An 11,003-nucleotide genomic window follows, 5' to 3' on the forward strand; every position below is an offset into this window, starting at 1 on the left:
AAAAGGGGATATATGCCCCATCCGGCCGGAAACAGCGCTGTCAGCGCAGCCGCGGACGGATGGGGCCATATATGGCTTTATAAATGGCTTTATAACAGGACAATACCGTTCCCGGCACCAATACGGTCTGCGCCGGCTTCCACCAGTTCCTTTGCGAACTCAGGTGTGCGGATACCGCCGCTGGCCTTTACCTGGAGCCTGTCCCCAACGGTCCTGCGCATGAGCTTAATGTCCTGGATTGTGGCTCCTCCGGTGGAAAATCCGGTGGAGGTCTTTACAAAGGCAGCCCCTGCTTCCTCGGACAGCTGGCAGGCCTTTACCTTTTCCTCGTCTGTCAGAAGGCATGTCTCAATGATTACTTTTACAATGGCCGGCTTGGAAGCGTCGACCACTGCCTTGATGTCATCCCTTACCAAATCCCAGTTTTTGTCTTTGACAGCGCCGATATTGATGACCATATCAACTTCCTGGGCTCCTGCCTTCACGGACAGGTTGGCCTCGTATGCTTTGGCCCCGGTGAGCATGGCTCCCAGCGGGAAACCTACCACGCAGCAGGTTTTGACCTCAGAACCCTTTAACAGGGATGAAACCAAGGGAACGTGACAGCTGTTGACGCATACGGAGGCAAATCCGTGTTCCCGGGCTTCCCCGCAGTAGCGTGTGATGGTTTCGGCCGTGGCATCAGCCTTCAGCATGGTGTGGTCAATCATTTTTGCAATTTCCATTATTTTCTCTCCTTTTTTTACAGCAGAGCCGATTTTTGATAATAAAAGCATAGCACAAACCATAAATATTTTCAAGTGAAATCGGTTACACGAATTATGAAATGAAAAACCATCTTATATGATGTGATAATTGCACAAAATAGTATAAATAATTGTAAAAAATGATGTAATTTGCACAATAAAAATGTAAATTAAGGTTGACAAGGGGGAGAAAATATGCTATTTTAAAAATGTAATGATGAAAGCGGTTTCAAAAAATGTAGGATGTATGGGAAAAGTGTATGAACATATATGATATTGCCAAAGAGGCTGGCGTTTCTCCGGCCACCGTTTCCAGGGTTCTGAACAACCACAAGAACGTGAAAGAGGAGACAAGGAATAAGATATTGGAAGTCATCAAGGGTAAGAATTATTCCCCCAACATGGTGGCGCGCAATCTGAGCGTGGGCATATCCAGGAACATAGCGTTCATGGTCCCGGATATTGAGAATCCGTTTTTCAGTAAGATACTTCATGGGATATCCGACAAGGCCATGGACAATGATTACAACGTATTCATGTTCGGCACGGCTGAGAATACGCAGCGGGAACACAAGATACTGGATTCCCTGAAGATTGAGATGATAAAAGGTCTGATCATAATTCCCGTGTCTGAGTGCGACCAGGAGACTGCGGCCAGGCTGGAGGAGTTCGAGGCCCAGGGGGTTCCGGTGGTGCTGATTGACCGGGATATCAGGAACGGAAGGTTTGACGGGGTATTTTCCGAGGACGCGGAGGGCGCTGCCGGGGCAGTGGAGTGCCTGATACAGGAAGGCCACAGGAAGATAGCCATCATCACAGGCCCAAGCACCTCAAGGCCGGGCCATGAGCGCCTGAAGGGATATAAGAAGGCGCTGGAGAATAACGGGATACCTGTCAGCAAGGATTATATTATATGCGGGAATTTCATGGAAGAGGATTCTTATAAGGCCATGATGAAGCTTCTGGACATGGATGACCCGCCCACAGCAGTATTTTCATCTAATAACATGACTACCCTGGGATGCTTAAGATGCCTGAAGGAGCGCCGTCTGAAGCTGGGCAGGGATATATCGGTGGTGGGATTTGACGACATCAAGGAACTGGAATACACGGACACACATCTGACTGCCGTGACCAGGCCGGTCTACGAGATGGGATGCGAGGCCATGCGGATTTTGGAGAGGCGGTTCCAGGACGGGGAGGAGATGATGGGGGAAAAGCTGATCATACAGAGGAATCTGGTAAAAACGAGCCTGATTAAGCGCGGCTCGGAAAAACATAAAGAATTTCAGGAGGAGAAACAGGATGAGTAAGGTAGCTGTATTTGGCAGTTTTGTAGTTGACTTGATGGCGAGGAGCCCCCACCTTCCGGTACCGGGGGAGACGGTGAAAGGTTCCATGTTTAAGATGGGGCCGGGAGGAAAGGGATTTAACCAGTGCGTTGCAGCCCACAAGGCCGGCGCGGATGTGATCATGATGACAAAGCTTGGAAGGGACAGCTTTGCCAATGTTGCGCTGGATACCATGACGGAACTGGGCATGGACAAGGACCACATCTTTTTCTCGGACGACAAGGAAACCGGTATCGCCCTGATCCTGGTAGACGAAAACACCAGCCAGAACGAGATTATAATTGTGCCGGGCGCCTGCAATACCATTACCAAGGAGGAGATTGAGAGCATTGAATCCGTCATCAAGGAATCCGAGTATGTCCTCCTTCAGCTGGAGGTGAACCAGGATGCCAATGAGATGGTGGTGGACATGGCTAACCGGTATGGATGCAAGGTGATTGTGAACACGGCTCCCTATTCCGCCATAACCGATGAGTTCCTGTCCAAGGTTTATATGGTGACGCCCAACGAGGTGGAGGCAGAAGAACTGACCGGCATACCGGTATCGGATCTGGAGTCCGCAAAGAAGGCGGCAGGGTTTTTCTATGACAAGGGTGTGAAGAAGGTCATCATTACCCTTGGCTCAAGGGGCGTATTTGTTTCATCGGACGGCAGGGAAGAGATTGTGCCTGCATTTAAGGTGGATGCCATTGACACCACCGGGGCCGGGGACGCTTTTAACGGAGGCCTCCTGGCAGCCCTTGCAGAAGGCAGGGATATATGGGAAGCAGTGCGGTTTGCAAACGGGCTGGCCGCATTGTCGGTCCAGAAGCTGGGGACCACCCCGTCCATGCCTGTGCGTGAGGATATCGATGCATTTTTAGGCAGTCACTAAGGGGCCGGGGTCATGGCCTTTGGGTAACTAGTATGCCCCACACTAAATACCTTACTGTTTCGCTGGTCTGATTTTTCGATAGCACAGGTGCAAAATACTCAGCGTAGGGCCCGCTACGCCTCCGTTTTTGCACCTGCACTCTCAAAAAATCATCCTCACCGAACCAGCAAGGCATTTAATATGGGTCATACTAGGCGTCTGGAGCACAGACGTTCAATCATAATGTAGGAGGTAAGGATTATGTTAAAAGGTATACCGACAAGAATCAGTTCAGACCTGTTAAAGGCACTGGCCGACATGGGCCATGGGGACCTGCTCATCATTGCCGATGATTTTTATCCGCCCATCACCAAGACACCGGGCGGGGTCAGCATACAGGCCAAGGGCAACAGCGCCGCTGATATGATTGAGGACATCTTAAAGCTGATGCCTTTGGATGTGGACTACTGCGAATATCCGGTGGAATATATGGTTCCTGACAAGGATTCGGGCATTTCCATGGACAGGCCCAAGGTGTGGGATGACGCAATTGAAGCAGTGGTCAGGAACGGGTATGCGCCGAAAATCGTCGGGGAGATTGAGCGCAGTAAGTTTTATGAGAAGGCGGGCAGGGCTTATGTGACCGTGTGCACCAGCGAACGCCAGCCTTACGGATGCTTTATTTTACAGAAGGGTGTCATGTAATGTAACCAATGGTTGTTGGGGAACAATCGTTTATTTAGAGAAGGAGGATTAACTTATGAAGAAAGGTTTAGCAAAAAAAGTAACATCAGTCCTGCTGGCATCGGCCATGGTATTTTCATTGGCTGCGTGTGGAAGCAAGAAGGCGGACGCGCCGGCATCCACCGCTGCGCCGGCTGCCCAGGATACCAAGGCAGAGGCTAAGGCGGATGATGCCAAGGCCCCGGAAGCAGCAGAGGGCAAGACCTACAGTATCATCTACCTGACCCCGTCCACGGCGTCCCAGTTCTGGACTTATGTGGGCATTGGGATTGAGAACGCCATGAAGGACATGGAGGAGAAGGAAGGGGTTAAGATTGAATTCTCTACCGTGGGACCGGCTGAGGAAAGCCAGACAGAAGACTATGTAACTGCATTTGAACAGTGTATTGCAAAGAAACCGGACGCAATCGTGACAGCTACCCTTGCAATCGACGCAACGGTTCCAAAGGCAAAAGAAGCAACCCAGAACGGCATCGTGCTGAATTTCGTCAACTGCGGCCTTGGGGTGGGTGACGACGGGGCCCATGAGGAGGATTACAACCAGTTCTACTACTGCTCCAATGACACTATCGGGGAGATGGCTGCCCAGGCGTTCCTGGATGCAATGGATGCCAAGGGAATGGACAAGACAAAGGGAACCATCGGCATTAACATGAACGTTGAGAACGAGGCATTAAACCACCGTATCCAGAGCTTCCGCGACTACATGGCGGCCAATGCGCCTGACCTTACCCTCACCGATACATATTATAACGGCAATGTGGTCGAGACATCACAGGCCAATGCTGAAAATATCATTTCCACCTTTGGTTCAGAGCTGATCGGTATGTACTCCGGCAACAACATCACCGGCGACGGCGTGTGCCTGGCAGTACAGGCAGCCGGGATTGGCGACAAGATTGTTTCTGTTGCGGTTGACTCAGACGACACTGAGATTGCTGCGCTTGGAAATGGTTCCCTGGATGCAATCATTGTCCAGGATGCATACGCACAGGGCTACAAGTGCATGGAAAATGCCATTCAGACGTTAATTAACGGGTCAAATCCTGAATCCACCAAACAGGTGAACTGTCCTCCTGTTGTTATCACAAGTGCCAACATGAATGATAAGGATATGCAGGATCTCCTTGATCCAACACGTCTCAAAAAGTAATCGATGAGTTGAGTTACTGTTAAAAGGAGGCTGTTTTAGGACTGCCTCCTTTTTATAAAAGGGGATAAGTCAATGCAGGATACGATTTTAAAGATTGAACATATCAGTAAGTTTTATCCCGGCGTGACGGCGCTAAATGATGTCAGCTTCGAGATAAAAAAAGGCGAGGTCCGTGCGCTGGTAGGCGAGAACGGAGCCGGCAAGTCCACCCTGATTAAATGTATCATGGGGGTGGAGAGGCCGGATGAGGGACAGATATCCATGCGCTACGATGACCGGTGGATTGTGAATACAAATGCTCTGGAAGCCCAGAGCCATGGCGTTTACGCCAATTACCAGCATGTCAATATCGCACCTGACCTGAGTATTGCTGAGAACTATTACCTGGGCCGGCAGCCGCGCACAAAGCTGGGGGCTGTTGACTGGAGGAAAATGGCGGATGACAGCAAGAAGATTATTGATAAATTTGAGATGAACGTGGACCCCAAGGACAAAATCAGGAAGCTGCCCATTGCCATGCAGGCCATGGTGACCATCAGCAAGATTTCAGTCAATGATGACATACGGATCGTGATATTTGACGAGCCCACGGCATTGCTTGAGAATGAAAAAGTGGAGGTGCTGTTCCGCTTCATCAAGGAGTTAAAGGAAAATGGCGTCAGTATCATCTATATTTCCCATCGTCTGGAGGAAATCATGGATATCTGCGACAGCGTGACCGTGCTCAAGGATGGCACCTATGTGGATACAAAACCCATTGGCGAAGTCACCAAGGATTCCCTCATACGGATGATGGTTGGACGGGAAATGTCCGATATCTATAATATCAAACGCCAGGAGCCGGGGGAAGAGGTCCTGAGGGTGGAGGATTTCAGCGACAGCAGCCATTTTAAGGACATTAATTTTTCCGTGCATAAAGGCGAGATACTGGGCTTTGTGGGCCTGGTGGGAGCAGGGCGCAGTGAGATCATGCGGGCCTTGTGCGGCGTGGAGCGCAGGCTTACCGGCAATGTGTATGTCAAGGGACAGAAGGTGAACATCAAGAATCCCAGCGATGCCATGCAGCATGGAATCTGCTTTTTGACCGAGGACAGGCGCGCGGACGGGCTGGCCCTCCAGCTGTCAATCAAGACCAACATAAACATGAACTCTTATGATATGATCAGCACCCGCGGGATTATTTCCCTTAAAAAGGAGCAGGAACGGGCAGAGGATTTCTCCAAACGGGTCAATGTGAAGACACCCAATGTCATGCAGCTGGTGGGCAACCTTTCCGGCGGAAACCAGCAGAAAGTGGTAATCGCCAAGCTGCTCTGCCGCGACCCGGATGTGCTGATCTTCGATGAGCCTACCGTGGGCGTGGACGTGGGAGCCAAGGAAGAAATCTATAAGCTGATGGAAAAACTGACCGGACAGGGCAGGAGCATCATCCTTATCTCTTCCTACCTGCCCGAGGTCATGGGACTGGCGGACCGCCTGATTGTCATGGCCCAGGGAAGGATTACCGGGGAGTTTAATAAAGAAGAATTGTTGACATTGAGAGAAGAGGATGTCCTGCGCAGGGCATCGGTGGAAGGTTAGTCATAGGAGGAATAGTATGGGCAAGTCAAAGGTTGGAAAGGGCAGTTCGCTTACCAGTGTATTCCAGCAGACGGAGTTTACGCTGGGAGTCATTATTGTGGCTTTATTTGTGATAACGTCTGTCTGTACGGATAATTTCTTTAGTGTTTACAATATAACAAACCTGATGAAGCAGTGTGCCATCATCGGCGTCCTGGCAGTGGCCCAGACCATGATCATCACTACCGGCGGTATTGATATCAGCGGCGGCGCCATCACGGGCCTGTCCTGTATGGTCCTGGCATTGCTCCAGCGCGACACGGGCATGAACTTCTACCTGACACTGCTGATAGCTGTCATGTTTGCCATTGCGGCAGGTTTTGCCAACGGCATCATTGTCTATGATTTCAAGGTGCCCCCTATGATTGCAACCCTGGGCATGTCCACCATCATCAGGGGTATCATCAAGATTATAAGCAAAGCCCTGACGGTCAGCGGCCTGGACGAGAGGATCCTCAACATGGGCAACAACAGTTTCTTCGGACTGTTGCCGGCCCTGGCCATTATCTGGGCAGTGGTGGCCCTGGTAGTGTTCCTGATTCTGCGCTACACGGTATTCGGAAGGAACCTGTATGTAATCGGAAGCGGCGTGGAGGTTGCCAAGCTGAGCGGTATCAAGGTCAGGAAAATGTTCTATTCCGTGTACGCGTTTGCAGGACTGCTCTACGGCATAGCCGGTATCATGCTGGCCGCGCGCGTACAGAGCGCCCTTCCCACCGGCGGCGAGGGATATGACATGAACGCCATCGCTGCAGCCGTAATCGGAGGCGCATCCCTTTCAGGCGGGCGTGGTGCTGTCAGCGGAACCCTTCTTGGAACCATCCTGATGGTGCTGATTAACAATGCCGGCGTGCAGTTCGGGCTGAACACCCATGTGCTGGAGATTACCAGCGGTGTGCTGATTGTGTTCGCGGTTACCATGGATATGGTGAAGAACCGGAAGAAGGCGTAGGAAAGCGTAGGAAAGCGTAGGAAAGCGTAGGAAAGCAGAAAGCTTAGGGCGTGCAGATGGCGGGAACGGATTTTCAAACACACCTGGGCAGGGAGCGGGGCAGTGAGGAAATCAATCCCCGTATGATATTGGTGCGGTTATGGTCTGGCGGGGTTCCCGGACTTGGCCGCACCTTTTTATGGAAAAAAGAGATGAAAAAGCATTGACGTCCGACTCCGGGCAAAGTATAGTAGGAGATATTTGGAGGAGGACGTATATGTCTTTAAGCAGCAGCTACAACTGTACCCTGAAAGCCAGCTATGCCGGTTATGTGGTGCAGGCCATTGTAAATAATTTTGCGCCCCTGCTATTTCTTACGTTCCAGGACACATTCGGGATATCCCTGGGTATGATTACCATGCTGGTGACCGTGAATTTTGGGATCCAGCTGCTGGTGGATTTTCTGTCAGCCAGGTTCGTGGACCGGATTGGTTACCGCACCTGTATTGTGGCGGCCCATGTCTTTACGGCAGCGGGACTGGCGGGACTGGCCTTTATCCCGGATCTGATGCCCGGGCATTTTGCGGGCCTTGTGGTATGCGTGTGCCTGTATGCGGTTGGGGGAGGTATCATCGAAGTGCTGATCAGCCCCATTGTGGAGGCATGCCCCACCAGTAAGAAGGACGCGGCCATGAGCCTTCTGCATTCCTTTTACTGCTGGGGCGCGGCCTCGGTGGTTCTTGGATCCACCCTGTTCTTTACCGTTGCAGGAGTGGGGAACTGGCGGATACTGGCGCTTTTGTGGGCGGCTGTCCCTGCTGTCAATGCGCTGGTTTTTGCCAGGGTGCCCATTCTTTCCCTGGTTGAGGACGGGGGTGGGATGAGCATCGGGGAACTGGCAGGAAACCGTGTGTTCTGGCTGTTTGCATTCATATTTGTCTGCGCAGGGGCTTCGGAACAGGCCATGAGCCAGTGGGCGTCCGCTTTTGCGGAGTCAGGGCTTAAGGTTTCCAAAACAATGGGGGATTTGGCCGGGCCGTGTATGTTTTCCTTGCTCATGGGTTTATCCAGGGCGCTGTATGCCAGGTACAGTGAGAAAATCCGGCTTCCTGTGTTCATGACAATCAGCGCCCTGCTGTGCGTGTTCAGCTATCTGATGGCTGCCTATGGCCCTGACCCGGTGCTGGCGCTTTTGGGCTGCGGCCTGTGCGGGCTTTCCGTGGGAATCCTGTGGCCGGGTGCATTTTCCCTTGCATCTGCGGGCTGTCCCAGGGGAGGTACTGCCATGTTCGCACTTCTGGCCCTGGCAGGTGACCTGGGGTGCGCTGCCGGTCCCGCCCTGGTGGGCCTGGTGTCAAGGGCGGCAGAGGGCGGCATGAAAGCCGGACTGGCTGCGGCTGCCTGGATTCCGGCTGTACTGGTATTTGGGCTGTGCTGGGTCATGTACAGGGAGCGTAAAACAGGATATAATCAATAAATGGATAATATAATGGCGGGGTTTTTGAGGCGATTTGTAAATAACTGTATGCTTCCTTAAGATTTTACACATACTTTACATAGACTTTACATTGGAGGCGGGAAGCCATATTGACGATATATGAAATATCCCGTATAATGAGTATGTGTTAAAAATAAGTAAAGATTTGATAAACAACAGGAAAAGAGGCTACAGATTATCATGAAATCCGCCCACCTGAATGGACGCTGCAACAGTGCGATATAGAAGGCATGACCTGCGATCTTTTAACCGAAGATGGCGGGCCCTGCCTTATTTTTACGCCATTTTTCCGTGGGCACTTCGACATTATCCATATAATGATAATAAAGGGGCTTTCCTATCCTCTCAGACAAAAGGAGAAAACACATGGGAGTAGAATTGGTATTAAGCCTGCTTGGAGGTCTGGCGCTGTTTATGTACGGCATGCAGATGATGAGCAGTAATCTGGAGGCGGTTGCCGGCAACCGGATGAAACAGATATTGGAACGTCTCACGGCCAACCGCTTTTTGGGTGTGCTGGTGGGGGCAGGTATAACGGCCTTAATCCAGTCTTCATCGGCAACCACGGTCATGACGGTGGGATTTGTTAATTCCGGTCTGATGACATTGAAGCAGGCTGTGTGGATTATCATGGGCGCCAACGTGGGTACCACCATTACCGGCCAGCTGATTGCCCTGGACATCGGGGCCCTTGCGCCGCTGATTGCATTTGTGGGCGTCATGCTTCTGATTTTTGTGAAGAATAAAAAAATCCAGCATGTGGGAGGCATCATTGCGGGTATCGGCGTGCTGTTCATCGGAATGGGGATGATGAGCGATGCCATGGTCCCGCTCCGCGATTCCCAGACATTCATCCATATGGTAACCAAGTTCTCCAATCCCATCCTTGGAATCCTGGTAGGCGCTGTATTTACGGCCGTGATCCAGTCTTCCTCAGCGTCCGTGGGCATCCTCCAGGCGCTGGCCATGGGCGGGGTGATTAATATCCACAGCGCGGTGTTCGTGCTCTTCGGACAGAACATCGGTACCTGTATCACGGCGCTTCTGGCAAGTGTGGGAACAAGCAGGAATGCCAAGAGGACAACGGTCATCCATCTGATGTTCAATGTGATTGGAACCACGCTGTTTGTAATCCTGTGTATCCTTACTCCGTTTACGGATTTCGTGGCAGGCCTGACCCCGGGCAACCCGGTGGCGCAGATTGCCAATGTCCATACAATCTTCAACGTAAGCACCACATTAATCCTGCTGCCCTTTGGCACCGTGCTGGAGCGGATTGCCATTGCGATACTGCCTGACAGGCAGGTTCCTGTGAAGGATGCGGACCGGTGGTTCGAGGACCTTATGGCTTCCAAGCATCATCTGGGCGTGTCTACCATTGCAATTAACCAGATTCATGATGAGATTACCCTAATGATGGATGTGGCTGCCACCAATGTGTCGGAAAGCTTCATGGCGGTTGCCAATGGTACCGGCAAGGAGGGAATCCAGGGGATTGAGGAGAGGGAAGAAGAGATTGACCTTAGCAATGTAAGGATTTCCAAGAAAATATCTAAAATCCTGGTACTGGACCAGACGCCGAAGGACGTGGATACATTAAACCGTATGTATTCCATCCTGGGCAATATCGAACGGATTGGGGACCATGCCATGAACCTGGCTGAGTACGCGGAGACCATAGAACAGAAGAACCTGACATTTTCCGGTTATGCTAAGAAGGAGTTCCAGGTCATGGAGGAAACCTGCAGGGAGGGCATGGAACTTTTGCGCAAGGCCGCAGAGGGGAATCCGGAATTTAAACTGTCAATGGCTGAGGAGATTGAGCAGCGCATTGACGATATCACCCTGAAGTTCCGTCAGAACCAGATTGACCGTATGAGGGATGGGAACTGTAATGTGGAATCCTCCATCCTGTATTCGGAAATGCTGACGGATTATGAAAGGATTGGGGACCATATGCTGAACATTGCCCAGGCCTATGCTGCCATTGACTGGTCCGGGGACAGGGGACAGACAGCCGCAGCCGCCATTGCTTAAGCACATGGCGGCTGCATATCTGAAATATAAAAGGGTTCTATACTGAATGTTGGGGTGTACTGAAAAGCA

Annotated in this window: 10 protein-coding genes; 9 read left to right on the plus strand and 1 reads right to left on the minus strand. The window is 51.4% G+C overall.

What is annotated here, in order from left to right:
- Window positions 1-89: 89 nt before the first annotated feature.
- Window positions 90-725 carry a deoxyribose-phosphate aldolase gene (gene deoC, locus DWX59_RS16345; RefSeq protein ID WP_117560268.1) on the minus strand — a complete coding sequence of 212 codons (636 nt, stop codon included), beginning with the start codon at window positions 723-725 and terminating at the stop codon, window positions 90-92.
- A gap of 281 nt (window positions 726-1,006) precedes the next feature.
- On the opposite strand from deoC, the gene DWX59_RS16350 reads away from it, so the two are divergent.
- The 9 genes from DWX59_RS16350 (at window position 1,007) to DWX59_RS16385 (ending at window position 10,934) form a co-directional block, all read left to right on the plus strand.
- Window positions 1,007-2,059: a LacI family DNA-binding transcriptional regulator gene (locus DWX59_RS16350; protein WP_117560269.1), complete on the plus strand. Its 1,053-nt coding sequence runs from the start codon at window positions 1,007-1,009 to the stop codon at window positions 2,057-2,059.
- Window positions 2,052-2,972 (plus strand): ribokinase, encoded by a 921-nt coding sequence (gene rbsK / locus DWX59_RS16355; RefSeq protein ID WP_117560270.1) that lies wholly within the window; start codon window positions 2,052-2,054, stop codon window positions 2,970-2,972. Before DWX59_RS16350 ends, rbsK begins: the two co-directional genes overlap by 8 nt.
- Window positions 2,973-3,212: 240 nt before the next feature.
- Window positions 3,213-3,656 carry an RbsD/FucU family protein gene (locus tag DWX59_RS16360; RefSeq protein WP_117560271.1) on the plus strand — a complete coding sequence of 148 codons (444 nt, stop codon included), beginning with the start codon at window positions 3,213-3,215 and terminating at the stop codon, window positions 3,654-3,656.
- 55 nt (window positions 3,657-3,711) lie between these two features.
- Entirely contained in the window at window positions 3,712-4,848 is a 1,137-nt protein-coding gene (locus tag DWX59_RS16365) for a substrate-binding domain-containing protein (RefSeq protein WP_117560272.1), read from the plus strand.
- A gap of 72 nt (window positions 4,849-4,920) precedes the next feature.
- The gene (locus DWX59_RS16370) at window positions 4,921-6,429 is read left to right on the plus strand and encodes a sugar ABC transporter ATP-binding protein (RefSeq protein WP_117560273.1); all 1,509 of its coding nucleotides are present in this window, start codon (window positions 4,921-4,923) and stop codon (window positions 6,427-6,429) included.
- Between the two features lie 16 nt (window positions 6,430-6,445).
- Window positions 6,446-7,420, plus strand: coding sequence for an ABC transporter permease (locus DWX59_RS16375; protein WP_008721570.1), 975 nt, complete (start codon window positions 6,446-6,448; stop codon window positions 7,418-7,420).
- A 56-nt stretch (window positions 7,421-7,476) separates the two neighbouring features.
- The gene (locus DWX59_RS28755; protein WP_165642132.1) at window positions 7,477-7,626 is read left to right on the plus strand and encodes a hypothetical protein; all 150 of its coding nucleotides are present in this window, start codon (window positions 7,477-7,479) and stop codon (window positions 7,624-7,626) included.
- A gap of 50 nt (window positions 7,627-7,676) precedes the next feature.
- Entirely contained in the window at window positions 7,677-8,876 is a 1,200-nt protein-coding gene (locus DWX59_RS16380) for an MFS transporter (RefSeq protein WP_117560274.1), read from the plus strand.
- Between the two features lie 387 nt (window positions 8,877-9,263).
- Window positions 9,264-10,934, plus strand: a complete 1,671-nt coding sequence (locus DWX59_RS16385) for a Na/Pi cotransporter family protein (RefSeq protein ID WP_117560275.1) — start codon at window positions 9,264-9,266, stop codon at window positions 10,932-10,934.
- Window positions 10,935-11,003: the final 69 nt, after the last annotated feature.

The organism is Enterocloster aldenensis (assembly GCF_003434055.1).
Lineage (GTDB): Bacteria > Bacillota > Clostridia > Lachnospirales > Lachnospiraceae > Enterocloster > Enterocloster aldenensis.